This window comes from Acidovorax sp. KKS102, assembly GCF_000302535.1.
Lineage (GTDB): Bacteria > Pseudomonadota > Gammaproteobacteria > Burkholderiales > Burkholderiaceae_C > Acidovorax.
Genome location: NC_018708.1, coordinates 3,888,907 through 3,912,980 on the forward strand (window position 1 = coordinate 3,888,907; position 24,074 = coordinate 3,912,980).

The following is a 24,074-nucleotide window of genomic DNA, read 5'->3' on the forward strand; positions in this document are numbered from 1 at the left end:
GGGGCTTTCATTCCAGGGCTGCGGCGGCAGCGCGCACCGCGTTGCGGTAGGTGTCCTTGTGCACGTAGTACGCCATGCGTTCGAGCTGGAGGTACTTGAAGCCACCCGACAGATCGGGCGGCGGCCCGGCCTTGGCCTTTCGCAGGGCCTCGGCGCGCGGCGAGCCCTCGGCCTGCGCCTTGAAGAAGCGCGCCACCAGCTCCGCTTGTTCATAGCGGCCCTGCCAGCCGATGCCGCTGGCCTCGATCATGCCCATCACGGCCAGGTTGTCGAACCGGGGTGACAGGATGTTGAGGTAGAGCTGCGGCGCCATGCCCTGCCAGTTGAGCAGGCTGTGGTCGATGAAGGGGTAATGCAGCTTGTACCCGGTGGCGCAGAGCACCAGGTCGTAGTCCTGCGCGCTGCCGTTCTTGAAGTGCACCGTGTGGCCTTCGAAACGCGCGATGTCGGGTTTGACGTGGATGTCGCCATGGCCCAGATGGTGCAGCACCAGCGAGTTGACCACCGGGTGCGACTCGTACATCTTGTAGTCGGGCTTGGGCAAGCCAAAGCGCGCAGGGTCGCCGGTGAACCATTGCAGCACCACGCTGTCCACCTTCTGCTTGAGCCAGGGCGGCATCTTGAACTTGCCGCCCAGCGTGTCTGCAGGCTTGCCGAACACATACTTGGGCACAAAGTAATAGCCGCGCCGCACCGAGATGTCCACGCTGCGCGCGTAGTGCACCGCGTCCACGGCAATGTCGCAGCCCGAGTTGCCCGCGCCCACCACCAGCACGCGCTTGCCCTTGAACAGCTCGGCACTTTTGTAGGCGCTGGTGTGCAGCAGCTCCCCGTCAAAGTGCCCCTCAAAGCGGGGCATGCTGGGTTCGGCCAGCGTGCCGTTGGCAATCACCACGCCCTTGAACTCTGCGGTTTGCGCGGGGCCACCTTGCTGCGTCCACGTCACGCGCCACAGCGGCGCAGCGCCCTCGCCCACCGGCTCGACCCGGAGCACGCGCGTGCCAAACCAGTAGTGCTGGCGCAGGCCAAAGTGCTCTGCAAAGTCGAAGAAATACTGGCGCATGTCCCGGTGGCTTGGGTAGTCGGCCACCTCGGGGCGCATGGGGAACTCGGTGAACTCCGTGGTGTGCTTGCTCGAAATCAGGTGCGCCGATTCGTAAACGGTGCTGCGCGGGTTGTCGATGTTCCACAGCCCTCCCACATCGGTGTGCGCTTCAAAGCCCTGAAAAGGCACACCCAGCTTCTGCAGGTTGCGCGCGGCGGCCAGCCCGCTGGGGCCGGCGCCGATGAGGGCGATGTGACCGCGCAGGTCATGCGCTGCGGGCGTTGCAGGGCTTGTCTCCGGCATCGTTGTTGTTGTCGTCATTCGCTGTTTTCTCTCTCAGGTGTCGATGTTCTTGTCGGCGCGCACGGGCAGCCCCGGAATGGCGGTGGCCCCCGCCTCGCCCACGCGCGGCTTGCGCGGCTGGCCCAGCAGCAGCCGGTCGTGCAGGGCGTCGGGCAACAGGTTCAACAGGCGCGCCAGCCAGCCGATGCGCGCGGGCAGCACGATGTGGGTGCGCCCCCGGGCCACAGCGGCCAGCAAGGCTCGCGCCGCGTCCTCGGGCTCCAACAGGCCGGGCATGGCAAAACGGTTGCCTGCGGTGAGCGCGGTGCGCAGATAGCCGGGGCTGACCGTGCTCACCACGATGGAATCGCTGCGCAGCTCGGCACGCAGACTCTCCAGGTAACGGATCAGCCCACCCTTACTGGCGCAGTACGCACCGTTGCCCGGCATGCCCCGCCAGCCCGCAATGCTGGCCACACCCACCAGCGCGCCGCGCCGCTGCGCGCGCAGGGCTGCCACAAAGGGCTGGAAGGTGGTGGCAGCGCCCAGCAGGTTGATCTCCAGCATGCGCCGCATCACGGCCAGGTCGTCGGCCTGGGCGGTGTCAAAACCACCGGCCACCCCCGCATTGGCGATGACGAGGTCAGGCGTCCCCCGGCGGCCCATCCAGTCGGCGGCCATGGCCTGCATCGCGGTGGTGTCGGCTACATCGGGCGTATAGACGGTGCAGCGCTCTGGCGCCAGCGCGGCCAGGGTCTCCAGCACGGGCCGGTTCAGGCCTACCAGCGCCATGGCAGCGCCCTGGCCGATCAGCTCGCGCGCCAGCGCATGGCCCAGCCCGCCACAGGCGCCGGTGAGCACTACGTTCTGGAAAGAGGCGGTCATGAAGCTCCCGGTGAATTGGGTTTGCAGCTTAGCCACAATGCTGAATAATCCCGAAATGTTTTATGAATTCGTCTCGAATTCCGAGATTTATGGCCAACACACCGCCCAGCCTGCGCCTGTTTGAACTGCTGGAAACGATGTGCGCGCACGGCCAGCCCTTCAGCCTGGGCGATGCCATCGAGGCCACCGGCTGGCCCAAGCCCAGCGTGCATCGCATGCTGGGCCAGCTGGAAGCAGGCGGCCTGCTGGCACGCGAGCCCGACGGGCGGCGCTACACCCCCGCCCCGCGCCTGCTGCGCCTGGCAGAAAGCACGCTGAGCGCGGGCACCCAGCCTGGGGTGCGCCACGCAGTGCTGCGGCAACTGGTGGCCGACATTGGCGAAAGCTGCAACCTCACGGCGTTGAGCGGCGCTGAAGTGATCTACCTGGACCGGGTGGAGTCAGCCTTTCCGCTGCGCATGGAACTGCGGCCCGGCACCCGCGTGCCCATCCACTGCTCGGCCAGCGGCAAGCTGTTTCTGGCCCACCTGTCGCCCGCACGCCGGGCCGCCATCCTCGACGGTCTGCCCCTCACCCGCCACACCGCCACCACCCTCACCGACCGCGCCGCGCTGGAGGCCGAGCTGGAGCAGATCCTGCGGCAAGGCTATGCCACCGATGCCGAGGAGTTTGTGGACGGCCTCGTCTGTGTGGCCGTGCCCGTGTTGGCCGGTGGGCGGCGCCAGGTGCGCAGCGCCGTGGCCCTGCAGGCACCCTCTGCCCGCATGCCACTGACGCGGGCGCTGCAACTGGTGCCCCGGCTGGGAGAGGCCGCACAGGCGCTGGGCCGGACCTGGGCTTGAGCCCTCACGCGGCAAGTCCCTGACGCATTCAACCAACACCAGCTCTCACCATGCCACTGAACTACCTCGACTTTGACTACAGCGAAGACGCTGATGGCAACGGCACCCTGGATGCCATGGCCAGCGTGTTGCCCGCCCAACTGCCCGCTTTGCAGAGCGAGATCGCCGCCGTGCTGGCCTGGGCGCATGCACACTGGCCTGGCGCCTGCACACCGCTGGAAGACGGCGGCACCTGGCACTACGACCTGCATGGCGTGCAAGAAGTGCAGAGCCCGCTGACCCTGTCCTTTGACGAAGCGACCGGGCAACTGCACACGACCACCAGCAGTGCCGCGCCACCACGCACCACGCTGACCCTGACCCTCAGCGGCAGCAGCGACTTCTGCACCGCGTTGCGCGAAGCCTTCGAAATGGAATGAGCCGCCTCTTCACGGCCCGTCTCCCCAAGTCAGACCAAAGGGTAAAGGATGTCCTGCATCACCCTCGCGAGTCGGTGATAGTGCGGATCGGGACAGGCCGCAAGGCGTCTTTTTGCAGCCAATAGCCGAGCTATTGGCAAAAAAAGCAACGCAGCGGATGGCCCGAGGCCGCGCTATCACAGACCGCAGGGAGTGATGCAGGACATCCTTATCCCCAATTAGCGACAAAAAGCCCCACGTTGCAAACAGGTTAGTGCACCAGGCCCCGCCTTTATGAGGTCCGGCGTTACAGTTGCGACTCATTAGTTCAACCCAAGACTGGAGAGTTTCATGCTGTCACGCCGTCACTTCCTGGGCGCGAGCCTGGCCACCACCGTTTACGCTGCGGGCTCATTTGTGCCCGTCTGGGCTCAGAACGCCCCCAACTTTGGTACGCCCACCCTGCCCAGCCCAGGCTTCAAGCGCATGAAGGTGGGCGATGTGGAAGTGATTGCACTGAACGACGGCATCACGCGCCGCCCCCTGGGCGAAGAGTTTGTGAAGAACGCGCCGCTGGCCGAAGTGCGTGCGCTGCTCGCATCGCAGAACCTGCCCACCGACTACATCGACGTGCCCTACACTCCGTTCCTGGTGGTGGCGGGGGCGCGCAAGATCCTCATCGATACCGGGCTGGGCGAGTTTGGCGGCCCCACCACCGGCAAGCTGCTCGACAGCCTGCGTGCCGCTGGCATGCAGGCTTCGGACATCGACACCGTGCTCATCAGCCACTTCCATGGGGACCACATCAACGGTCTGCGCAACAAGGCGGGCGAATGGACCTTCCCCAAGGCCAAGGTGATGGTGCCGGCGGCGGAACACGCCTTCTGGATGGACGATGCGCGCATGGCGGCGGCCCCCGCCGGCATGAAGGGCGCGTTCGAAAACGCACGCCGCACCTTTGCCACCATGCCGGCCGACACGCTGGTGCGTTTTGAAGCGGGCAACGAAGTGGCGCCGGGCATCCAGTCGGTGGCCGCTTATGGCCACACACCTGGCCACACGCTGTTTGAGCTGAAGTCGGCAGGCCAGAACTTCTTCTATGTGGCAGACCTGACCAACGTGCCCGCGCTGTTCGCGCGCAACCCCGACTGGGCCGTTACCTTTGACATGGATGCCGAGGCAGCCCGCAAGGTACGGCGCGAAGTGTTTGCCCGCATCACCGCCAGCAACGCCATGCTGGGTGGCTTCCACTTCCCGTTCCCCGCGTTTGGCCGCATGGCGGCATCGGGCAATGGCTATGCCTTCCAGCCTGCGGCCTGATACAGACACCGACGCTGCCGGGGGTACGGCGGGTGCGGACGGCGCACGCCTCACGCGGCGCACCCTGCTGGGCAGGGGCGCGTCGGGCGCCGTGGGTGGCGTCCTGGGTATCGCGGCCTTGCAAAGCTGGGCCGCTCAGGAGGCGGGAGCAGAAGCCTTGCTGCGCCAGGGCGGCGTGGTCGCGCTGTTCCGCCACGCGCTGGCCCCTGGCACGTTCGATCCGCCAGGGTTCCGTCTGGGCGACTGCGGCACCCAGCGCAACCTGAGCGACGAAGGCCGGGCCCAGGCGCGCCGCATTGGCGAATGGTTTCAGGCGCGGCAGTTGCAGCCAGCCAAGGTGTTGTCCAGCCCCTGGTGCCGGTGCATCGACACCGCCACGCTGGCCTTTGGCGCACCCCAGGTCTGGGCGCCGCTGGGCTCGCCCCGGGGCTATCCCGAGACGACCGGAGCGGCCCATCTCCGCGCTCTGCGCGACGCGCTGGCCACCGCCTCCGCACGCAGCGGCCGGTTTGAAGTGTGGGTGAGCCACATGTTTGTACAGGCCGACCTGGCGCAGGACAGCACGCGCTCTGGCGAGGCTCTCATATTGCGCCAACAGGGTGGCGCTGCCCCTCAGGTTCTGGCGCGATGGGCCCTGCCCGGCTGAACCTTCAGCCCCTTTCCTTGCAAGACGTGGTGCCACCCCTTTTGGGGCCCGCGCTGCACCTGTGGCCTAATATGGCCCTTTTCTCCACTTTCTCAGAGACCAATCATGGGCAACAAGATCGTCACCGAAGCAGACCGCAAGCGCACCCCCCAACCCAAGCCACTGCCCGGCGTGACGCTGAACACCCCCGGCCGCGGCCAGCGCGTGAGCCTGGAGCGTGGTGTCGCCACGCGCAGCAAGAAGAACCCTGGCAAGCGTTCGCGCAAGGGCGGCTGATCGGCCACCCGGGGCGCTGCGGCGTCCCGCCAGCATCTACAAAAACGCCCTCCTCCGAGGGCTTTTTTGTGGGCGTTGCACTGCCTATTCCCCCTGCTCATTCCAGCGGTGCGGGCATGGTTTCCGCCTGGCCTCTGGCGGGGAGAATGATGTGGAACGCGGCGCCGCTGGCGGGCACGTTCTCGGCGAAGATCCGCCCACCCATGGCCTCGACGATCTTGCGGCAAATGGCCAAGCCCAGGCCGGTGCCGCCCGAACCATCCTTGGTTTTGCTGGACTGCACAAAGGCTTCAAAAATACTGTGCAGCTCTGACGGGGGAATGCCCGGGCCTTCGTCGCGCACCACCAGGTGCGTCTGGCCCTGGGGGTCCGCGTAGCCCTCCAGCGTGATGGTGCTTCCAGGCGGGGAAAACTTGATCGCGTTGGCCACCACATTTCGGATCACCTGCTGAAAGCGCAGCGGGTCGGCCTTGGCCACCAGCGGAAGGTCGGGCATGCGCAAGTCCATCATCAGATGGCTACGCTCCAGCAAGGGCTCCAGTTCGCGGATCACGGGGCGCACCACACCGCGCAAGTCGATGCGCTCCATGTGGAAGGTCCCCACCGTACTCTCCAGCTTGGAGACCTCCAGCAAGTCGTTCACCAGCGTGAGCATGCGCTGGCCTGCGGAATGGATGTCTTCAAACATGCCCGCCAGCTTGGGCTGGGTGCGGCCACGCAACATGCCCAGCTCGGCAAAGCCCAGAATGGATTGCAGCGGCGTGCGCAGCTCGTGGCTCATGTTGGCCACGAACTCCGACTTGGCACGTGACGCCTCTTCGGCCGCATCACGCGCTTCTTGAGTGGCGCGCTCGGCCTCGCGGAACTCGCTCACATCCATCAGGATGGTGAGCACGCCGGTGACCTGGCCATGTTCATCCGCAATGGCCGCCTTGGCCAGGCGCGTATCGCGGCGCGATCCGTCCCCATGGCGCACCTGTGTTTCCACCAGCGTCCGTCCGCCCCAACGCAGCAACTGCTTGTTGGCCGACTGGTGTACCTTGACTTCGTCAGGGGGCAGGCATTCGGCCACAGCCTTGCCCAGCACGGTGACGCGCTCGCGGCCCTTGTATTCCTCCCACGCCTTGTTCACGCGCACAAAGCGGTCCTGCGCATCGGTCACGGAGATGGGCAGCGGATTGGTCTCCAGTAGCAGATCCTGGAAAGCGATCTGCGCCTGCAGCTGCTGCTGGGCCATCCAGCGTTCGGTTTCATCCACCGCGCTGCCTGCAAAACCGATCACGCGCCCGGACGCCACCAAGGGCACCACCGCCACCTTGAATGTCATTTCCTTGCCCGCCGCAGAGCGGGACAGCACCTGGCACACCCGCACGCCATCGGGCGATCGCGGATCGATGGCCCGCACCACCTCGTTGCGGCTTTGCGGCTCCACCAGATCGTGCAGGCGCTTGCCAATGGCGCGGTCGGGGGACGTGCCCGTCATGACGGTCCAGTGGGCGTTCACATAGGTGATCACGCCCTGGGCATCGGTGCGAAAGATCAGCTCCTGCACGCTGCGCATGAGCACCGACAGGTCCCGCTCGTTACGGGCAATACGGGCTTGCGCCGCATCAATGGCCAGCCGCGCCCGCTCACGGGTGCGGATGCCCCGCCATATCGCAACGGTCAACACCAGCACCAGCGCCACCAGGGCCAGGCCGATGCCGAGCAACGCTCTGGCGTCCGCCAGCCAGCTCTTCACAACGGCCTGGTACGAGGTCTCCACCACCACCACGAGCGGCAAGGCGGCCGAGGCTCGAAAGCTGACGATCTGCCGCTCACCCAGCACACCCGCGCCCAGGTAGGTGGCATGTTCCTGCCGGGGCAAGAACTGGCTGAACACGGGGATGTGATTCACCCGCGTGCCCGCGAGTGCCGCCGCTGCCCCCGAGGTCGCCAGCACCAGGCCGTTGTATGCCGTCACCACGGAATCAAAAATCTCGGACTCCAGCGTGAGGTGCTGAAAGTTGGACAGTGAATCAGGGTTGACCAAGGCCACCAGCACCAGCACTTGCCCGGCTTCCGTTTTGTAGCCATGCATCACAGGGATGAAAGCCACCCCGGCAGGCGCTGCCACCGCTTTGCCCCCCAGGCGCACGCTTTGCAGACTGCGGCCCGGCGTGAGGCCGCCCTGCACCGTCCGCCCCACCGCCACCGGCGGGCCCAACTGGGCCAGGTCCACAAAACTCTCAGCATCGCCCGGCAATGTGCTTGCGATCACTCGCCCCCCTGCGTCCACGACGGCCAGCCCCCGGAGAAACGAAAGCGCAGCCAGTGCCTGTCCCAGGGCGTCCTGCATGCGCCGGGGCTCGGAGGCCACAGCCGTGAGGGCGGGCGATGTAGCCAGTGACTCCAATGCCAGCTCGGCCGTCTGTATGGTGCGCGTGGCCTGGTCCTCCAGCACCCGGGCCAGCATGGCTGCATGGTTCTGGTGGCTGATGCGCACCGTGCGAAAGTCGTTCACGGCCAACGCACCCACCCCCACCAACGCCGCCAATGCCGACAGCCCCCCGATGACCAGGACCAGGTGGCTGGTCTGCAACACCCACGCGCGCAGTCGAGCCCAGCGCCGGGAGAGAGGCTGAAGAGCTGCCATGTCAGCGCACCACGATGGCGCTCAGGCCGTTCTGGGAGGCCGCACGCTGCAGGCGGCCATCTGCCTTGATACGGGCTACAAAGGCCTCGACCGTGGCCAGCCACGCCGCGTCGCCGCGCTTGACCGCATAGCCGTAGGGCAGCACCGAGAACGGTTCGGGCGACTCGATGAGCCGGGCCCAGTCGGCGTTGTCCATCAGGCGCCGGCTGTAGGGGTAGTCGGTCATGAACACGTCAATGCGCCCGGCCGTCAGTTCGCGCTCCCGGGTTGCGGGCAACTGGATGCGCACCAGCGTGGCCTGCTTGAGGCGCTGGGCCATGATGGGCTCCATGAACGTGCCTGCCTGCACACCCACCAGCACGCCCGGCTTGTCGATGTCGGCCCACTGCTTGATGACCGTGTTGGTCTTGGTTGTGATGCCGTAGATGTCGCTGCGCATATAGGGCTGGGTGAAAGCCAGCTTCTCCATGCGCTGGGGCAGCATGCCAATGGCGAACATGGCCACGTCACAACGGTCCTGGTTCAGGTCATCAATGAGGGTGGGAAAGGAAGAGTCCACGTATTCGACCCGGGCCTTGAGATCGCGCGCCAGCTCGCCCGACAGGTCAATGTCGATGCCGCCCAGCTGCTGCGTGCGCGGGTGGCGAAAGGTCACGCCGTAGTAGTCCGGCCACACACACACGCGCAGCACCGACTGGCTCTGGACCCGGTCGGCCACAGGCCCTGCCAGCGCGCTGGTGGCGCACGCCGCCAGCAGCAGGCGGGTGATGGCACGTGCCCCCGGTTTCAGCCACTGCATCATCGTCATCATCATGGGGAATCCTTGAATCAATCCAACCACCGTACCCACAGTGGCCTGCCGCAGAGCGGCCAAAAAAGGGTCAGGGCGCATCGATCAGTGCATCGAACGACGGGCATTCCTGCGTGATCTTGCACCGCAGTGCGTCAATGGCCGCAGCATGCGCCAAAAACGTGTCCACGATCACCGGGTCAAACGCGCGCCCACGCTCGGCTGCCAGCATCTCCAGCGCCACCGGCACGGTGAAGGCGGGGCGATACACCCGGTCCATCGTCAGTGCGTCAAAAAAGTCCACCACGGCCGTGATGCGGCCCGACAGCGGAATGGCATCGCCCGCCAGGCCTGCAGGGTAGCCCTGGCCGTCGTAGCGTTCGTGGTGCGTGAGCGCCACCTCGGCCGCCATGCGAAAGACGGGAATCTGCGAACGCCCGAGGATCTCGGCACCCATGGCGGCATGGCAGTTCATGGTCTGGCGCTCTTCCGGGGTGAGCTTGCCGGGCTTCTTGAGCACGCTGTCCGGGGTGCCGATCTTGCCGATGTCATGCATGGGCGCCGCCTTGCGCAGCATGCGGGCGTAGCCCACCGTCTGCCCCAGCGCGAGGGCCAGTGCCTCGGCCAGATAGCCGATGCGCACGATGTGCACGCCGGTGTCATCGTCTTTGAGGTCTGCGGCGGCCGACAGGTGCAGCAGTGCCGCGTGGTGCGCGCGGGTGACCTCGCGCAGCGCTTCGTTGCGCTCCCGGTACATGCGGCCAAAGTCACGCACAAAACGCTCCATCTGCGCCGCTGCGGCCTCGTCAAAGCACCGGGTGTCTGGCGGAGCCTGGGGAGCAGGCTCCAGCACTGGGAGCGAAGTCACTGCGCTGCCTCCATGCGGTAGATGGTCTCCAGCACCTGCAGCGTGCTGAAGGGCTTCATCAGGTAGTCGTCGGCGCCTGCCGCGAAACCTGCCGCCCGGTCATCCGACTGCACCCGGGCCGTCAGCATGATCACCTTGGTGTGGCGCATGCCCGGGGCCGATTTGATGCGGCGGCACACATCCAGGCCGTTCAGGGTGCCCGGCATCATCACGTCGAGCAGCACGATGTCCGGCTGCAGCTCCTGGGCCAGCACCCAGCCCGCGTCGCCCGTGGCGGCTTCGTGGATCTCGAAGTCATCAAACTCCAGCGTCATCTTGAGCAGCTTGCGGATATCGATGTGGTCTTCGACGATGAGGATCTTTTTCATGGCGGGAACCCTTGTGGGGCAGAGGTCGGCTTGGAAATACAAAAAAGCACAGATCAGGGTGTTTTTTTGCCATTGATAGAATCATATCAATCATTTTTATCAAATACAAGACGTATGTTTGAAAAAATTAGGAGAAAATGCGCGATCTATGCAATCTGACCATTCCCTCGCGGAGCGCGCCATGGCCGACCACTACACAACGCTCGAAGTCGCCAAGATGCTGGGCATGGCCGTACGGTCCGTCCAGCTGATGGTGGACCGCAACGAGCTGGAGGCCTGGAAGACGCCGGGCGGACATCGCCGTATCTCCCGCGCATCGGTGGAACGCTGGATGACCGCCCACGGCGCCGGGGGCGCGGCCCCGGCACCCGCAGCCGACACGCCGGTGGCCAGCCGCCACCCTCTGGCACCGCCCGTGGCCCCCGCCAAAGGGCGCGCGCCGCAGATCCTGCTGATTGAAGACTCGATCCATTTCCAGAATCTGGTCGGCCTCATCGTGCAGCAACACTTTCCGGGTGTGCAGTTGCAGGTGGCCAACGATGGCATCACCGGTCTGGCGCTGTATGGGCAGATACAGCCCGAGGTGCTGATCGTGGACATCCTGCTGCCGGGCATTGACGGCGCCACCCTGATCACCACGCTGCGTTCGCACCCCCAGTTTGCGCGCAGCCACCTTATCGTGGTCACCTCACTCGACGAGCAACAGCGCGAGCCCTACGCGTTCGCCCTGCAGGGCGTGAAGGTCATTCACAAACCCCGGCTGGTGGCCGAGCTGCCGAGCGCACTGGCAGCGTGTATTCCACAGGCCCAGGTGCCCGCATGAGCGCGCCCAAGGTCCTGCTGGTGGAAGACGACAGCTCCATCGCGCGCTTTGTGCAGATGGCGCTGGAGGAGCTTCCGATCGAGCTGGTGACCTGCGCCAATGTGCCGGACGCCATGCAGGCGCTGCACGCCGGGGGGGTGGAACTCATCATCACCGACCTCATGCTGCCCGGCGAGTCCGGCATTGACCTCGTACAGCGGCTACTGCAAGAGCCCGTGCACGGACGCCGGATTCCTGTCGCAGTGTTCAGCGCAGGCCTGACGCCACCCGTGCGCGAGCAACTGCTGGCCATGAAGGTATGGCGCATGGTGTCCAAACCCGCATCGGTGGCTGAGCTGGAGGCCTGTGTGACCGATGCATTGGCGCTGGTGGCTGAGCCCCCTGCCAATGCGCCGGCCACAACCACCACGCCGGCCGGTGAAGCGGGCGACGACGAGGCGCAGGCCATTGCCACCCACTTTGCGGGCGACGAGTTTCTGTTCAAGGCCTACCGCGCCAGCTGCCTGCAGCAGTTCCCCGCCGACATACGGCAAGGCGATGCCGCCTGCACGGCACAAGACTGGCCCGCGCTGCGCCGTCTGGCACACAGCCTGGCCACCGTGCTGCTCACCCTCGGCCACCCGTCCCAGAGCGTGCGCGCCCGCCAGCTGGAAAACGCGGCCGCCCAGCCCGCCCCCGAGGCGTGCCTGGAGCATTGGCGCCTGCTGCGGGCGTTCCTCCTCCAACTCTGATCCGGCGCCAGCGGCGCTGCAGGCCCACCGCGTGGCCTTGCAGAGGTCCGGCAGTGGGCGATCTCCCACCCAGCCACCCCCAAATGAAACGCACACCTCATCGGGCGACGGCACCATTTTCCCAAAAATAACCATTCAGAGCAAAAAATAACCAATTGGTCTAATATAGAAACAATTGGTTTCAACTGCTCCCTGAGCGGTGTGAAACGCCCCCCTTTTTCACCCCTCACAGGCAGCTCTCCATGGACTCCACCGTTGTCTCCGAATACCGCCCCCACCTCGTCGCCGCCTCGTTCGCACTGGCGTTCATCGGTTCGCTGATCGCGCTGATGGTCACGCGGCGCATCCGCTACCAGGATGGCTCGCTGAACCGCGCAGCCGCAGTCACGGCGGGTGTGGCCCTGGGTGGGATCGGCGTGTGGTCCATGCACTTTGTGGGCATGGTGGCGCTGCGGCTGGATGTGGCCAGTAGCTATGGCATTGTCGAAAGCGCGGTGTCCCTGGTGGCTGCTGTGGTCTGCACCTCGGCCGCACTCATCGTCGTGTCCAAGGCGCCTCGGGACCTGGCACGCATTCTGGGCGCAGGGTTGTTGTTGGGCCTGGGTGTGGCGGGCATGCACTACCTGGGCATGTACGGCATGAAGATTGGCGGCTACATCAACTGGGACCTGCGCACCGTGGCGCTTTCAGTGCTCATCGCGGTGGCAGCAGGCACGGCCGCCCTATGGCTGGCCTTCAACACCCGCAGCATGGCCAGCCGCGCAGGGGCCGCCCTGCTCATGGCCGCTGCCGTGTGCGCCATGCACTACACCGGTATGGGCGCGGCCGAGTTCATCTGCACCACCCCCAACCGCTTTGCCACCGTGCAGGGCACCTGGCTGGTCAGTTCGCTGGGTCTGGGGCCCACCGTGGCCGCTTGCGCCTTTGCGATGGCTGTGCTGCTTTCTGTGGACCTGTACGTGCAGTGGATGCAGCGCTCCATCGGGCAGCAGCGGCGCCGCACCGCCTGAACCCACCAGATCAGCCAAAGCTCGCGCAAAAAACAAGGACCGAGGCAGGGTGGATTCGGCCCACTCTTCAATAAGATGGCGGCCATGATCACCCTGCACCACCTCGAAACCTCGCGCTCGCAGCGCATTCTCTGGCTGTTGGAAGAGCTGGGCGTGCCCTACGAGCTCAAGATCTACGCGCGCGACAAGGCCACCAAGCTGGCCCCACTGGCGCTCAAGGCCATTCACCCCCTGGGCAAGTCACCGGTCATCACGGATGGCGACGAAGTGATCGCCGAATCGGGTGCGATCATCGAGTACCTGGTGGAAACCTATGGCGAGCAAGCCCGGGGCGACTTGGCCCACCTGCAGCCCGCGCCACGCACCGCCGAACACCGCCAGTGCCGCTTCTGGATGCACTATGCCGAGGGCTCGCTGATGAACTGGCTGGTGATGAAGCTGGTGTTCAAGACCATCCCCACCCAGCCCATGCCCTTCTTCGTGAAGCCCATTGCGCGCGCGCTGTGCGGCACGGTGCAGCAAAAGCTCATCGACCCCAACGTGGACACGGCGCTGGCATTCATTGAAGAGCACCTGGGCACCCACCGCTGGTTTGCCGGGGAGCACCTGACCATTGCGGATTTTCAGATGAGCTTTGCGGTGGAGGCGCTGATGTCCCGCGCCAACGACGCAAGCCGCTGCCCGCACCTGCAGGCCTACCTGGAGCGCATGCATGCCCGCCCGGCCTACCAGCGCGGCATTGCCAAGGGCGGCCCGGTGGTGATCGAGGCCTGAACGTACGCGACCATCACCATGTCCCGCTACGCCATCCTGTTCGTGTGCATGGGCAACATCTGCCGCAGCCCCACAGCCCACGGCGTGTTCCGCCACAAGATCACCCACAGCGGTCTGGCGCACAGCGTGATGGTGGATTCGGCCGGCACGCACAACTACCACCCCGGCGAGCCGCCCGACACCCGCACCCAGCGCCACGCGGCGCAGCGCGGCTATGACCTGTCGGACCTGCGGGCCCGGCAGATCACGGATGCGGACTTTGCGCGGTACGACCTGATCCTGGCCATGGACTGGGACAACCTCGCCCTGGCACAAGACCTGTGCCCACCCGCACACGCGCACAAGCTGCGGCGCATGACGGAGTTCTGCCTGCAGTTCGACAGCCCGGTGGTGCCCGACCCGTACTACGGCGGCAGCCAAGGTTTTGAAGAGGTGCTGGACCTGGTGGAAGACGCCTGCGAAGGTCTGCTCAGGCACGTGCAGCGGCAGCTGCAGGCCCAGGTGCCACCGGTGCAGCACTGACCTCGGGGACGAACCGAGCTACCGCACGCCGCACACCAGGGCGCCCGGGTCGTTGTGGGCCAGCTCCCGGTCGTTCTTGGCCTGGGCCACTTCCATGTCACGCGGCAAGGTCACGCCGTTCTTCACGGCCAAAATCTCGGCCATCACGCTCACCGCAATCTCGGGCGGTGTCTTGCTGCCGATGTAGATGCCAATGGGCCCGCGCAGGCGCTGCAGGCTGGCTTCGGTCTGGTCGAAGTGCTCGATCATGCGGGCGCGCCGCGCCTCGTTGTTGCGGCGCGAGCCAATACCGCCCACGTAGAACGCCTCGGTGTTCAGCGCCTCCAGCAGCGCCAGGTCGTCCAGCTTGGGGTCGTGCGTGAGGGCCACCACGCAGGTGCGGCGGTCAGGCTTGAAGGCCAGCACCACATCGTCGGGCATGTCGCTCACCACGGTGGCGCCGGGCACGCTCCAGCTGCCCCGGTACTCCTCGCGCGGGTCGCACACCGTCACGGCAAAGCCGTTGAACAAGGCCATGGTGGCCAGGTATTCGGTGAGCTGCCCCGCACCGATGAGCAACATGCGGTACTCGGGGCCGAAGGTGTTGGTGAGCTGCTGCGCATCCACCTTGAGATCCTCGGGGGCCTGGGTGGGCGCCAGGGTCACGGTGCCGTCAGACAGGCGCACAGTGCGCTGCACCAGGCGCCCAGCGGCCAGCTGGGCAATCAAGTCGGCCAGCAGGGTGGGATCGGGGTCGTACTCCAGCAGCAGCTCCAGCGTGCCGCCGCAGGGCAGGCCAAAGCGGTGGGCCTCGTCGGCGCTGACGCCGTATTTGACGAACGATGGCGGACCGCTGGGGATGCGGTGGTCGGTACCGTCTGCCGCCGCACCCGCCTGTGCATAGGCGCGGGTGTGGCGGTCGATCAAATCGTCTTCAATGCACCCGCCCGACACCGACCCGACCACCGCGCCGTCCTCGCACAGCGCCATGATCGAGCCCACGGGCCGGGGCGATGAGCCCCATGTGCGCACCACCGTGGCCAGCAGCGCACGGCGCCCTGCGGCCCGCCAGCCCTGCAGTGTGCGCAGCACGACGACGTCCAAATTTTCCATGACTCACTTCCTTCCGCTGCCCCGGGCAATCAGCCCCGATTGAACCACCAGGCCAGCAATACGAGGGCCGCCACGCCAACACCCCACATCCACGCAGGGATACCGCCGCCCTGGGTGGCACCACCCTCTTGCACTGTGCTTGGCTGGGTGACGGCATCGGCACTTGCCGCTGCATCTGCTGAAGGGGCTTCAGCGCGCGGAAAGCGGCGCTGCATCTCGTCGTCAAACCGCTTGAAGAAGTCCTCGGCCATGCTTTTGGCGGCGCCGTCGATGAGGCGCTGGCCCAGCTGCGCGATCTTGCCGCCCACCGAGGCGTGTACGGTGTAGTGCAACTCACAGCTGGCCTGACCGGCCGCATCGGCGGGCAGGGGCACCAACTTGACCTGGGCGTTGCCCTTGCCAAAGCCCGCCACGCCGCCAGAGCCTTCAAAGGCAATGTTGTAGCTCTCGGGCGGCACGATGTCGGACAGCGTGATCTTGCCCGCAAATTTGGCCGACACAGGCCCGATCTTGAGCGCCATGGCCACCGAATACTGGTTCTCGCCCGTGGGCTCGACCTTGTCGCAACCGGGAATGCACAGCTTGAGCACTTCGGGGTCGTTGAGCGCCTCCCAGGCCTGTTGCTGGCTGACGGCAAGGGTTCGGCTGGCTTGCATTTCCATGGTGGGTCCTCTCGGTCTTTAATGTGTGTGGATGTTGTGGGAATTCAATCGGTCCGCTGCATGGCTGGACTCAGTGCGGCGTGGGGCACGGCGCCGTCATTGCCGCAGCACGCTCGCCAGGCTGGCAGCCAGGTCCTTCAGGTGGCTCAGGTTGTGCACGGCCACCATGCCGTGGGCCTGGCGGTACAGAACTGACGCACCGCGCGCCGTGGGGGCATAGCCCTCGTAGCGCAGCAGGGGGTTGAGCCACAGCAGGCGGCCGCAGTGGCGGCGCAGCCAGGCCAGCTCGCGCTCCAGCACCTCGGGCGTGCCCGTGTCCAGTCCGTCGCTGATCAGCAGCACCAGCGTGCGCCGCCCCACCAGGCGCCGCGCGTGCTGCAGGCGCAGCTGGCCCAGGCTGTCGCCCATGCGGGTACCGCCCGCAAAGTCGGTGATGGCATGGCTGGCCGTCTCCAGCATCGCATCCGTATCGGCCAGGCGGAAGGCGGGCGTGAGATCGGTCAAGCCGGTGCCAAACGCAAACACGTCCCGGCGCACGGCGGCGCCGGTGTGGCGCGGTGCGGTGGCCGCGTGCAAGAAGGCCAGCAGCAAACGCGCGTAGCGCTCCATCGATCCCGACACATCCACCAGCACCAGCAGCGGCAGCGGTTGCTGGCGCCGCTGCAGCAACGGGATGTGCAGCACCTCGCCCCCACTGCGCGCCGCATGGTGCATGGCGCCGGGCCAGTGCGGGCGGCTGCCGCGTGCGCCCGGCCGGGTGCGGCGGGCGGCGTAGTGCGGCAAGGGCAAGGGCACGTCGCGCGCCAGGCGCTCCACCAGGATGTATTCGCTGGCCGAGAGCTGGTTGAAGTCAGCCTGCCGCAGGCGCTGCAGGTCGCTGGCCGTCATGGCGGCATCGAATTCGATCTTGTCTTCTTCGCGCGCGGGCGGTGCGTTGCGCGCGGCACGCACGGGCGCCAGTGCCTCGCTCACACGCGGGCGGCGTTTGACGGGCTCGGCCTTGGACTCGGCGCTGGGCAGCATCTGCGCCAGCAGCTTTTGTGCGACGTTGGGATTGCGAAAGTAGGCGTCAAACAGCTCGCGGAACACCATGCGGTCTTGCTCGCGGCTGACCAGCACGGCCTCCAGTGCGGCGCTGAAGTCCTCGCGCTGCAGGCCCACCAGCATCACCGCCTGCTGGGCCAGCGCCATGCGGGCAGCGTCCACCCGCACGCCAGCGCGACGCAGCGTGCGGCCAAAGCCGCTCAGGTTGTCGGCCAGCTTGCCGGTGCGGGCATCGCCGAGTTGGGAGAACATCGCGCCCTCAGCCATGGGACGGCTCTCATGCATCGGCATCGGCGGGTTGCAGCAACTGCACCGCCATGTCGCGGGTGAGCGCCGCGACATCCTCGCGCTGCTTGAACAGGATGCCTGCGGTATCGGACACCACCTCGGGGTCCACCACGAGGGTGTCGAGGGCCACCAGCGCCTTGGCCCATTCCACGCTCTCGGCAATGCCCGGTGCGCGCTGAAAGGCGTTGGCAAACGGCTGGCTGCGCAGTCGCCCCACAAAGTCTGCCACCTGCAGGGCCAACGCCTCACTCGCACCCGGCACCTGGGCGCGCACGATGGCCAGCTCGCGCTCGCGCTCGGGGTAGTCCAGCCAGTGGTACAAGCAGCGGCGCTTGACGGCGTCGTGCAGGTCGCGCGTACGGTTGCTGGTGAGAATGGTGACGGGCGTGGCCGTGGCGCGCACGGTGCCAATCTCGGGAATGCTCACCTGGTACTCGCCCAGGTACTCGAGCAAAAAGGCCTCAAAGGGCTCGTCCGCGCGGTCCACCTCGTCGATCAGCAGCACGGCGCCGGGCGCTGGCGCCTGCAGCGCCTGCAGCAAAGGGCGGCGGATGAGGTAGCGGTCCTGGTACACCTCGCGCTCCACCTGCGCCATGTCGGCACCGCCCTGCCCCTCGGCTGCGCGCATGTGCAGCAACTGAGCAGCGTAATTCCACTCGTACAACGCCTCGCGCTGCTCCAGGCCGTCGTAGCACTGCAGGCGGATCAGGCTGCGCGACAGCACTTCCGAGAGGGCTTTGGCCAGCGCCGTCTTGCCCACGCCGGGCTCGCCCTCCAGCAGCAAAGGCCGCTGCAGCTTGAGCGCCAGAAACACCGCCGTGGCTAGGCGACGGTCGGCAAAATAGCCCACGCTTTGCAGGGCCTGCACCAGGGCGTCGATGGAAGCCGGAACCGGCGCGGCGTTAAAAGAGTTCATTGCTATCTAATTCATAGCTGCCAGCGCATGTTCTTCCAGCGCTAGCAGCCAATTTCACTCAAAAGCCCGCCACCGGGTGCCGCACCACGGTAGCGGGGTTGCCCTCATGTCATCCCAGCATCTGCTGCACAGCGCGCTGCGTTTGCACGCTGATGAGGTTGGCGCGGTAGGCAGCGCTGGCGTGGATGTCGGCGTTCAAATCGCTCGCGTCGATCTTCACGCTGGCCGCCGACTGCGGCGTGAAGCTCTGGTTGAGCGCTGCCTCCAGCCCCGCATGGCGAAACACGCTGCTGGCCGCACCGGTGACGGCCACGCGCACGCCACTGTCGGTCTGCGCCACAAACACACCCACCAGCGAGAATCGCGACGCCGCCTGCTTGAACTTCATGTACGCGGCACGCTTAGGGATGGGGAAGCGGATGGCAGTAATGATCTCGCCCTCCTCCAGCGCCGTGGTGTACATGCCCACGAAGAAGTCGTCGGCTTGGATCTCGCGGCGGTTGGTGATGACCGTGGCGCCCAGGCCCAGCACCGCGCTGGGGTAGCAGGCGGCAGGGTCGTTGTTGGCCACGGAGCCGCCCAGCGTGCCCCGTGCGCGCACCTGGCGGTCGCCAATGTGTGCGGCCAGGTCGGCCAGCGCCGGGATGGCTGCCTTGACCTCGCTGCTGGCCGCCACGTCCATGTGGCGCGTCATGGCGCCAATGACCAGCGCGTTGCCTTCACGGCGGATGCCCGCCAGCTCGGCAACGCCATTCAGGTCCACGATCTTTTCGGGGTTGGCCAGGCGCAGGCGCATGGACGGCAGCAGGCTTTGCCCGCCGGCCAGCAGCTTTCCGCCCTGGGCGATGAGCTGCGCGGCAGCAGCGGTGGAGGAAGGAGCCTCAAAGGTGAATGCGTACATGGTTGGTCTCCTTATGCCTTGGCGGACTGAATGGCTTCCCACACGCGGTGCGGCGACGCGGGCATGTCGAAGTCCTTCACGCCCAGAGGTCGCAGCGCATCGAGCACGGCGTTGATCACCGCCGGTGGCGAGCCGATGGCCCCAGCCTCGCCGCAGCCCTTGGTGCCCAGCGGGTTGTGGGTGCAGGGGGTGCACACATGGGCCAGCTTGAACTCGGGGAAGTCGTCAGCGCGCGGCATGGCGTAGTCCATGAAGCTGCCGGTGAGCAGCTGGCCGGTTTCGCGGTCGTACACGCAGTTCTCCAGCAACGCCTGACCAATGCCCTGCACCAGTCCGCCGTGCACCTGGCCTTCCACGATCATGGGGTTGATGATGGTGCCGAAGTCGTCCACCGCCGTGAACTTGTCCACGCGCGTCACGCCGGTCTGCGGGTCGATCTCCACCTCGCAGATGTAGGTGCCTGCGGGGAAGGTGAAGTTGGTCGGGTCGTAGAACGCGGTTTCGTTCAGGCCCGGCTCCAGCTTGTCGAGCGGGTAGTTGTGCGGCACATAGGCCGTGAGTGCCACCTGACCGAACGGTATCTTCTTGTCCGTGCCCCGCACGGTGAATTCGCCGCCGCTGAAGTCGATGTCGGCGTCGCTGGCCTCCATCAAATGTGCGGCAATCTTCTTGGCCTTGGCCTCGATCTTATCCAGCGCCTTCATGATGGCCGCCCCGCCCACGCTAATGGAGCGCGAGCCGTAGGTGCCCATGCCGAACGGCACGCGGCCCGTGTCGCCGTGCACGATGTCCACGTTCTCGACCGGAATGCCCAGGCGCGCCGCCACCACCTGCGCAAAGGTGGTCTCGTGGCCCTGGCCGTGGCTGTGCGAGCCGGTGAACACCGTCACGCTGCCGGTGGGGTGCACACGCACCTCGCCGCATTCAAACAGGCCCGCCCGCGCGCCCAGGGCGCCCGCGATGTTGGAGGGCGCAATGCCACAGGCCTCAATGTACGACGAGTAGCCGATGCCCCGCAGCAGTCCCTTGGCCGCACTGGCGGCCTTGCGCTGCTCAAAGCCTGCCACATCGGCCAGCTTGTTGGCACCGTCCATGCAGGCATGGAAGTCGCCCGTGTCGTACTGCAGCGCCACCGGCGTCTGGTACGGAAAGGTCTGGATGAAATTGCGACGGCGGATTTCGTCTTGCGAGAGGCCCATCTCCCACGCGCAGCGGGTGACTAGGCGCTCCAGCAGATAGGTAGCCTCAGGGCGGCCTGCGCCCCGGTAGGCGTCCACCGGCGCAGTGTTGGTGAACCACGAGTCCACTTCTACATACACCTGAGGCGTGCTGTACTGACCCGCCAGCAGCGTGGCGTAAAGAATGGTGGGCACCGCACTGGCAAAGGTGCTGAGGTAGGCACCCAGGTTGGCATCGGTGTGCACACGCATGGCCAGGAATTTGCCGTCCTTGTCCATCGCCATTTCGGCATGGCTCACGTGGTCGCGGCCATGCGCATCGGAGAGGAACGCCTCGCTGCGGTCCGCCACCCACTTGATGTTGCGGTTGAGCTTTTTTGCCGCCCAGGTCAGGCACACGTCCTCAGCGTACAGATAGATCTTGGAGCCGAAGCCCCCGCCCACATCGGGCGCGATCACGCGCACCTTGTGCTCGGGCAGGCCCATCACAAAGGCCGTCATCAGTAGGCGCTCGACGTGCGGGTTCTGGTTGCTGACGTAGAGGGTGTATTCGTCGCTCGCCCGGTTGTAGCTGCCGATGGCCGCACGTGGCTCCATGGCGTTGGGGATCAGGCGGTTGTTGATCAGGTCGAGCTTGGTGACGTGGGCGGCGTTGGCAAATGCGGCATCCACGCCGCCCTTGTCGCCAATGGCCCACTTGAAGCAGTGGTTGTCGGGCGCAATGTCATGCACCGCCGCACCGGCCACGGCGCCCGACGCAGCGTCGGCCACGTTCACCACGGCAGGCAGCACGTCGTAGTCCACCTCCACCAGCTCGGCCGCGTCGCGCGCCTGCTGCTGGGTCAGCGCCACCACCATGGCCACGTGGTCGCCCACGTAGCGCACCTTGCCCTGGGCCAGGATGGGGTGCGGCGGCTCCTTCATGGGCTCGCCGTTGGTGCTGGTGATGAGCCAGCCGCAGGGCAGGCCGTTGATGTTGTCGGCGGCCACATCGGCGCCGATGAACACGCCTAGCACGCCGGGCGCGGCCTTGGCGGCGTCAATGTTGATGCTGTTGATCTTGGCGTGGGCGTGCGGTGAACGCACGAACACCGCATGGCTTTGCGCGGCCAGCACCACGTCGTCGGTGTATTGGCCTGCGCCGGTCAGGAAGCGGTAGTCTTCCTTGCGCTTGAGCGATTCGCCGATGTGCGGCAGCTTGGAAAAGTCGGATGCACCCATGGTCTTGTCTCCTTGGATTGTTCTGGTGTGGGAACGGCGGGCGCGCTCAGGCGCCGGCCATGGCCTTCTGGCCGACCTGCACTGCGCGCACGATGTTCTGGTAGCCGGTGCAGCGGCAGATGTTGCCTTCGAGCAGCTCGCGGATCTCGCCTTCGCTGGCATTGGGATGGTTCTTGCACAGGTCCACCGCACTCATCACCATGCCCGGCGTGCAGAAGCCGCACTGCAGGCCGTGGCACTCCTTGAACGCCGCCTGCATGGGGTGCATGGTGCCGTCTGCCGACGCCATGCCTTCGATGGTCGTCACCTCGGCCCCCTGCGCCTGCACCGCCAGCATGGCGCAGGATTTGACGGCCCGGCCGTTCACATGCACGGTGCAGGCGCCGCACTGGCTGGTGTCACAGCCCACATGGGTGCCGGTGAGCATCAGGTGCTCTCGCAGCGCATGGACAAGCAGGGTATTGGGAGGGACGTCAACACTGGCAGCGCGCCCGTTGACCGTGAACTGGACTTGCATCTGGCTGTCTCCTGGAGTGGTTCTGGCTGGATAGGAGCGCGCTCACGACCTCGCGGAGGGGATCAGAGTCACGCTCATCGCTCGCGCATCTTCTGCCGCGCCCCAACGACCATCCCTAGGGACAACCCTAGATTTCCAGGGCCCCTGGCTGGATATTCTCAAAATGAAACATGCTGCACTGCACACCGGCGCATCATGCGGACCTCCAGGAGCCTGTTCACCATGCTGATCTCCGCGCCCCACCCCGCTGCTGACCGCCACGCGCTGATTGCGCGGGCGCGCCAGAGCCTGCTGTCCGACGGTGCAGCGCCCGTGCACGCCGAGGTGGAGCCGTGGATTGCACGGTCTTGGCAGCGCTGCCTGGCGCGGGGCCTGGAGCCCACGCGGCGCGTGGCGTTTGACGCCGTCAGCGCCACGGCGCTGCGCCACAGCCAGGAGCAGCACCATCACCTGCTGCGCGCGGCCCGGCCGGTACTGGAGCAGCTGACCCGTGCCATTGCGGGCATGCGCTACTTCGCCATGCTGACCGATGCACGTGGCATCGTCGTCGATGTGCAAGGCCATTGCGATCGGAGCGACCCGCGCGCCAGCGCCATCGGCCGGGTGGGCATTGATCTGTCGGAAGCCGCCGTGGGCACCACTGCCATCGGCGCCGCGCTGGAAGAGCTGCAGCCCGTGTGGCTGCACCGGGGCGAGCATTTCTTTGACGACAACGCCAGCTACAGCTGCGCCGGGGCGCCGCTGTTCGACCCACAGGGCCGCTGCATGGGCATGCTGGATCTGACGGGTGTGGATGTGCCCGAGCGGCCCGAGCTGCGCCACCTGGTGGCCCGCTCGGCCCGCGCCATGGAAGACGCGCTGCTGCTGCAGCTGCCCCACTCCCTGCTGCTGCGCCTGAACTGGCCGGGCTGCCCGCTGGGCGGCGAAGGCGACGGCCTGCTGACGCTGGACGCCGACGGCTGCGTGGTGGGCGCCAACAGCATGGCCCGCCAGCTCGTGCCCCACCCCCTGCGCACCCCCGGCCTGCCCGGCACCCGCACCCACTGCAGCGACCTGCTGGCCATGCCCTGGACCATGCTGTTCGACGCGGCCCGGCAGCAGCGCAGAGAGCCGCTGGATTTGCCGCTTTGGTCGGGCCTGCGGCTGCACGCCCTGGCGCAGCTGCCTGCGCACGCCCGCACCGTGGGCGACACCCACACGGCAGCGGTGCCAGGCATTGCATCGGCGCCCGCCCCGTTGCGCGAGGCCGAGGTCGCAATGATCCGCCGCGCGGTGCAGGAGGCGCGCGGCAACGTGGCCGAGGCGGCGCGTGCGCTGGGCATCAGCCGCGCCACGGTGTACCGCAAGCTGGGCGCCCCCAAGGGCGGGTGACGGGCCCGCGCTGCGGCCCACACCGCTGTGCAAGCTTCCGGCGCCTCCACTTCAAGCCTTTTGGGCCGATAGCGCTAGTGCAATATGCCTGAGCAGCTATTAAATAGATAGCAACTCAATCACCCCATCAACCGAGGCGCCTCGGGCCGCTCAGGCACGCGGCCGGCGCAGGCCCACCACGGGCTGCGCGCTGCGCCGCTGCTGGCGCTCCAGCGCTCCGTCAGCGGCGGCTTTCAGCAGCCGCTGGAAGGACGGGCATTGCGCATGGCTCTCGGCCGGGCAGGCGGCCGCGTGCCGCAGGCCGTTGCTCATGGCCTTGAGGCGCTTGACCATGGTGTCAAGCTCGTCGGCCTTGCTTGACAGCAGCTGCCGGTCGATGTTCGGCTCTCCACTGGGCAAAAACATCGACCGGATGTCGTCCAGCGAGAACCCGGCCGATTGCCCCAGCGCAATCAGCGCCAGCTGGTCCATCACGCCAGGCGCAAACCGGCGGCGCTCGCCGGGTTGCCCTACCGACTGGATCAGCCCCTTCTCCTCGTAATACCGCAGCGTGGACGCCCGCAGACCGGAGCGTTTGGCGACTTCGGCAATGTCCATGAAAAAACCTCTTGACCTCAAGTTTACTTGAACTTCTATATTCCGTTCAAAACCTTCTCCCGTCAACTTTCC

25 protein-coding genes are annotated in these 24,074 nt (G+C 66.4%); 11 read left to right on the forward strand and 14 right to left on the reverse strand.

The window, feature by feature from the left end:
- Positions 1 to 7: 7 nt before the first annotated feature.
- Both C380_RS17765 and C380_RS17770 read right to left on the reverse strand, forming a co-directional pair.
- Positions 8 to 1,366: an NAD(P)/FAD-dependent oxidoreductase gene (locus C380_RS17765; RefSeq protein ID WP_238544040.1), complete on the reverse strand. Its 1,359-nt coding sequence runs from the start codon at positions 1,364 to 1,366 to the stop codon at positions 8 to 10.
- Between the two features lie 15 nt (positions 1,367 to 1,381).
- The gene (locus C380_RS17770; RefSeq protein WP_015015219.1) at positions 1,382 to 2,212 is read right to left on the reverse strand and encodes an SDR family oxidoreductase; all 831 of its coding nucleotides are present in this window, start codon (positions 2,210 to 2,212) and stop codon (positions 1,382 to 1,384) included.
- Positions 2,213 to 2,301: 89 nt separating this feature from the next.
- Between C380_RS17770 and C380_RS17775 the strand changes: the two genes are divergently transcribed.
- From C380_RS17775 to C380_RS25350, 5 genes are all read left to right on the forward strand, one after another.
- Entirely contained in the window at positions 2,302 to 3,054 is a 753-nt protein-coding gene (locus C380_RS17775) for an IclR family transcriptional regulator (protein WP_015015220.1), read from the forward strand.
- Between the two features lie 50 nt (positions 3,055 to 3,104).
- A complete protein-coding gene (locus tag C380_RS17780) occupies positions 3,105 to 3,473 on the forward strand; it encodes a hypothetical protein (RefSeq protein WP_015015221.1) in 369 nt (122 codons plus the stop codon).
- Positions 3,474 to 3,803: 330 nt separating this feature from the next.
- Positions 3,804 to 4,772 carry an MBL fold metallo-hydrolase gene (locus C380_RS17785; RefSeq protein ID WP_015015222.1) on the forward strand — a complete coding sequence of 323 codons (969 nt, stop codon included), beginning with the start codon at positions 3,804 to 3,806 and terminating at the stop codon, positions 4,770 to 4,772.
- Positions 4,750 to 5,418, forward strand: coding sequence for a histidine phosphatase family protein (locus tag C380_RS17790; protein WP_015015223.1), 669 nt, complete (start codon positions 4,750 to 4,752; stop codon positions 5,416 to 5,418). Before C380_RS17785 ends, C380_RS17790 begins: the two co-directional genes overlap by 23 nt.
- Before the next feature lie 105 nt (positions 5,419 to 5,523).
- Positions 5,524 to 5,694, forward strand: coding sequence for a hypothetical protein (locus C380_RS25350; RefSeq protein ID WP_015015224.1), 171 nt, complete (start codon positions 5,524 to 5,526; stop codon positions 5,692 to 5,694).
- A 97-nt stretch (positions 5,695 to 5,791) separates the two neighbouring features.
- Here the strand turns inward: C380_RS25350 and C380_RS17795 are convergent, their stop codons facing one another.
- From C380_RS17795 to C380_RS17810, 4 genes are all read right to left on the reverse strand, one after another.
- Positions 5,792 to 8,329 carry a PAS domain S-box protein gene (locus C380_RS17795; RefSeq protein ID WP_015015225.1) on the reverse strand — a complete coding sequence of 846 codons (2,538 nt, stop codon included), beginning with the start codon at positions 8,327 to 8,329 and terminating at the stop codon, positions 5,792 to 5,794.
- Between the two features lies 1 nt (position 8,330).
- Complete coding sequence (locus tag C380_RS17800; protein WP_015015226.1) at positions 8,331 to 9,143, reverse strand: ABC transporter substrate-binding protein; 813 nt, start codon at positions 9,141 to 9,143, stop codon at positions 8,331 to 8,333.
- Between the two features lie 67 nt (positions 9,144 to 9,210).
- A complete protein-coding gene (locus C380_RS17805) occupies positions 9,211 to 9,906 on the reverse strand; it encodes an HD-GYP domain-containing protein (protein WP_083871677.1) in 696 nt (231 codons plus the stop codon).
- A gap of 77 nt (positions 9,907 to 9,983) precedes the next feature.
- The gene (locus C380_RS17810; RefSeq protein ID WP_015015228.1) at positions 9,984 to 10,355 is read right to left on the reverse strand and encodes a response regulator transcription factor; all 372 of its coding nucleotides are present in this window, start codon (positions 10,353 to 10,355) and stop codon (positions 9,984 to 9,986) included.
- Between the two features lie 148 nt (positions 10,356 to 10,503).
- Here C380_RS17810 and C380_RS17815 point away from each other — a divergent pair, with 148 nt between their 5' ends.
- The 5 genes from C380_RS17815 to C380_RS17835 all read left to right on the forward strand — a co-directional run bounded on the left by C380_RS17815 (position 10,504) and on the right by C380_RS17835 (position 14,215).
- Positions 10,504 to 11,178, forward strand: coding sequence for an excisionase family DNA-binding protein (locus tag C380_RS17815; RefSeq protein WP_015015229.1), 675 nt, complete (start codon positions 10,504 to 10,506; stop codon positions 11,176 to 11,178).
- Positions 11,175 to 11,909 (forward strand): response regulator, encoded by a 735-nt coding sequence (locus tag C380_RS17820; protein ID WP_015015230.1) that lies wholly within the window; start codon positions 11,175 to 11,177, stop codon positions 11,907 to 11,909. Before C380_RS17815 ends, C380_RS17820 begins: the two co-directional genes overlap by 4 nt.
- A gap of 242 nt (positions 11,910 to 12,151) precedes the next feature.
- A complete protein-coding gene (locus tag C380_RS17825) occupies positions 12,152 to 12,919 on the forward strand; it encodes an MHYT domain-containing protein (RefSeq protein ID WP_015015231.1) in 768 nt (255 codons plus the stop codon).
- A gap of 84 nt (positions 12,920 to 13,003) precedes the next feature.
- Positions 13,004 to 13,693: a glutathione S-transferase family protein gene (locus C380_RS17830; RefSeq protein WP_015015232.1), complete on the forward strand. Its 690-nt coding sequence runs from the start codon at positions 13,004 to 13,006 to the stop codon at positions 13,691 to 13,693.
- A gap of 18 nt (positions 13,694 to 13,711) precedes the next feature.
- On the forward strand, positions 13,712 to 14,215 hold the full coding sequence (locus C380_RS17835; protein WP_015015233.1) for a low molecular weight protein-tyrosine-phosphatase: 504 nt from the start codon (positions 13,712 to 13,714) through the stop codon (positions 14,213 to 14,215).
- Between the two features lie 18 nt (positions 14,216 to 14,233).
- On the opposite strand, the gene C380_RS17840 is transcribed toward C380_RS17835, so the two are convergent.
- The 7 genes from C380_RS17840 to C380_RS17870 all read right to left on the reverse strand — a co-directional run bounded on the left by C380_RS17840 (position 14,234) and on the right by C380_RS17870 (position 22,034).
- The gene (locus C380_RS17840; protein WP_015015234.1) at positions 14,234 to 15,307 is read right to left on the reverse strand and encodes an XdhC family protein; all 1,074 of its coding nucleotides are present in this window, start codon (positions 15,305 to 15,307) and stop codon (positions 14,234 to 14,236) included.
- Between the two features lie 29 nt (positions 15,308 to 15,336).
- Entirely contained in the window at positions 15,337 to 15,969 is a 633-nt protein-coding gene (locus tag C380_RS17845; protein ID WP_015015235.1) for a CoxG family protein, read from the reverse strand.
- A 96-nt stretch (positions 15,970 to 16,065) separates the two neighbouring features.
- On the reverse strand, positions 16,066 to 17,280 hold the full coding sequence (locus tag C380_RS17850) for a VWA domain-containing protein (protein ID WP_015015236.1): 1,215 nt from the start codon (positions 17,278 to 17,280) through the stop codon (positions 16,066 to 16,068).
- 10 nt (positions 17,281 to 17,290) lie between these two features.
- Positions 17,291 to 18,217, reverse strand: coding sequence for a MoxR family ATPase (locus tag C380_RS17855; RefSeq protein ID WP_015015237.1), 927 nt, complete (start codon positions 18,215 to 18,217; stop codon positions 17,291 to 17,293).
- Between the two features lie 109 nt (positions 18,218 to 18,326).
- Complete coding sequence (locus C380_RS17860) at positions 18,327 to 19,118, reverse strand: xanthine dehydrogenase family protein subunit M (protein ID WP_015015238.1); 792 nt, start codon at positions 19,116 to 19,118, stop codon at positions 18,327 to 18,329.
- A gap of 11 nt (positions 19,119 to 19,129) precedes the next feature.
- On the reverse strand, positions 19,130 to 21,517 hold the full coding sequence (locus tag C380_RS17865; protein ID WP_015015239.1) for a xanthine dehydrogenase family protein molybdopterin-binding subunit: 2,388 nt from the start codon (positions 21,515 to 21,517) through the stop codon (positions 19,130 to 19,132).
- A gap of 46 nt (positions 21,518 to 21,563) precedes the next feature.
- The gene (locus C380_RS17870) at positions 21,564 to 22,034 is read right to left on the reverse strand and encodes a (2Fe-2S)-binding protein (protein WP_015015240.1); all 471 of its coding nucleotides are present in this window, start codon (positions 22,032 to 22,034) and stop codon (positions 21,564 to 21,566) included.
- 222 nt (positions 22,035 to 22,256) lie between these two features.
- On the opposite strand from C380_RS17870, the gene C380_RS17875 reads away from it, so the two are divergent.
- Positions 22,257 to 23,405: a helix-turn-helix domain-containing protein gene (locus C380_RS17875; protein ID WP_015015241.1), complete on the forward strand. Its 1,149-nt coding sequence runs from the start codon at positions 22,257 to 22,259 to the stop codon at positions 23,403 to 23,405.
- A gap of 150 nt (positions 23,406 to 23,555) precedes the next feature.
- Here C380_RS17875 and C380_RS17880 read toward each other — a convergent pair whose 3' ends face one another.
- Positions 23,556 to 24,002 (reverse strand): helix-turn-helix domain-containing protein, encoded by a 447-nt coding sequence (locus C380_RS17880; RefSeq protein ID WP_015015242.1) that lies wholly within the window; start codon positions 24,000 to 24,002, stop codon positions 23,556 to 23,558.
- Positions 24,003 to 24,074 lie beyond the last annotated feature (72 nt).

Bases quoted from the DNA above. Each gene is read 5' to 3' on its own strand.
- C380_RS17845 (WP_015015235.1), bottom strand. From the start codon at position 15,969: ATGGAAATGCAAGCCAGCCGAACCCTTGCCGTCAGCCAGCAACAGGCC.
- C380_RS17825 (WP_015015231.1), top strand. From the start codon at position 12,152: ATGGACTCCACCGTTGTCTCCGAATACCGCCCCCACCTCGTCGCCGCC.
- C380_RS17775 (WP_015015220.1), top strand. From the start codon at position 2,302: ATGGCCAACACACCGCCCAGCCTGCGCCTGTTTGAACTGCTGGAAACG.
- C380_RS17805 (WP_083871677.1), bottom strand. From the start codon at position 9,906: ATGGAGCGTTTTGTGCGTGACTTTGGCCGCATGTACCGGGAGCGCAAC.
- C380_RS17835 (WP_015015233.1), top strand. From the start codon at position 13,712: ATGTCCCGCTACGCCATCCTGTTCGTGTGCATGGGCAACATCTGCCGC.
- C380_RS17860 (WP_015015238.1), bottom strand. From the start codon at position 19,118: ATGTACGCATTCACCTTTGAGGCTCCTTCCTCCACCGCTGCTGCCGCG.
- C380_RS17790 (WP_015015223.1), top strand. From the start codon at position 4,750: ATGCCTTCCAGCCTGCGGCCTGATACAGACACCGACGCTGCCGGGGGT.
- C380_RS17815 (WP_015015229.1), top strand. From the start codon at position 10,504: ATGCAATCTGACCATTCCCTCGCGGAGCGCGCCATGGCCGACCACTAC.
- C380_RS17870 (WP_015015240.1), bottom strand. From the start codon at position 22,034: ATGCAAGTCCAGTTCACGGTCAACGGGCGCGCTGCCAGTGTTGACGTC.
- C380_RS17840 (WP_015015234.1), bottom strand. From the start codon at position 15,307: ATGGAAAATTTGGACGTCGTCGTGCTGCGCACACTGCAGGGCTGGCGG.
- C380_RS17765 (WP_238544040.1), bottom strand. From the start codon at position 1,366: ATGACGACAACAACAACGATGCCGGAGACAAGCCCTGCAACGCCCGCA.
- C380_RS17880 (WP_015015242.1), bottom strand. From the start codon at position 24,002: ATGGACATTGCCGAAGTCGCCAAACGCTCCGGTCTGCGGGCGTCCACG.
- C380_RS17795 (WP_015015225.1), bottom strand. From the start codon at position 8,329: ATGGCAGCTCTTCAGCCTCTCTCCCGGCGCTGGGCTCGACTGCGCGCG.
- C380_RS17820 (WP_015015230.1), top strand. From the start codon at position 11,175: ATGAGCGCGCCCAAGGTCCTGCTGGTGGAAGACGACAGCTCCATCGCG.
- C380_RS17810 (WP_015015228.1), bottom strand. From the start codon at position 10,355: ATGAAAAAGATCCTCATCGTCGAAGACCACATCGATATCCGCAAGCTG.
- C380_RS17770 (WP_015015219.1), bottom strand. From the start codon at position 2,212: ATGACCGCCTCTTTCCAGAACGTAGTGCTCACCGGCGCCTGTGGCGGG.
- C380_RS17875 (WP_015015241.1), top strand. From the start codon at position 22,257: ATGCTGATCTCCGCGCCCCACCCCGCTGCTGACCGCCACGCGCTGATT.
- C380_RS17830 (WP_015015232.1), top strand. From the start codon at position 13,004: ATGATCACCCTGCACCACCTCGAAACCTCGCGCTCGCAGCGCATTCTC.
- C380_RS17780 (WP_015015221.1), top strand. From the start codon at position 3,105: ATGCCACTGAACTACCTCGACTTTGACTACAGCGAAGACGCTGATGGC.
- C380_RS17855 (WP_015015237.1), bottom strand. From the start codon at position 18,217: ATGAACTCTTTTAACGCCGCGCCGGTTCCGGCTTCCATCGACGCCCTG.
- C380_RS17800 (WP_015015226.1), bottom strand. From the start codon at position 9,143: ATGATGATGACGATGATGCAGTGGCTGAAACCGGGGGCACGTGCCATC.
- C380_RS17865 (WP_015015239.1), bottom strand. From the start codon at position 21,517: ATGGGTGCATCCGACTTTTCCAAGCTGCCGCACATCGGCGAATCGCTC.
- C380_RS17785 (WP_015015222.1), top strand. From the start codon at position 3,804: ATGCTGTCACGCCGTCACTTCCTGGGCGCGAGCCTGGCCACCACCGTT.
- C380_RS25350 (WP_015015224.1), top strand. From the start codon at position 5,524: ATGGGCAACAAGATCGTCACCGAAGCAGACCGCAAGCGCACCCCCCAA.
- C380_RS17850 (WP_015015236.1), bottom strand. From the start codon at position 17,280: ATGGCTGAGGGCGCGATGTTCTCCCAACTCGGCGATGCCCGCACCGGC.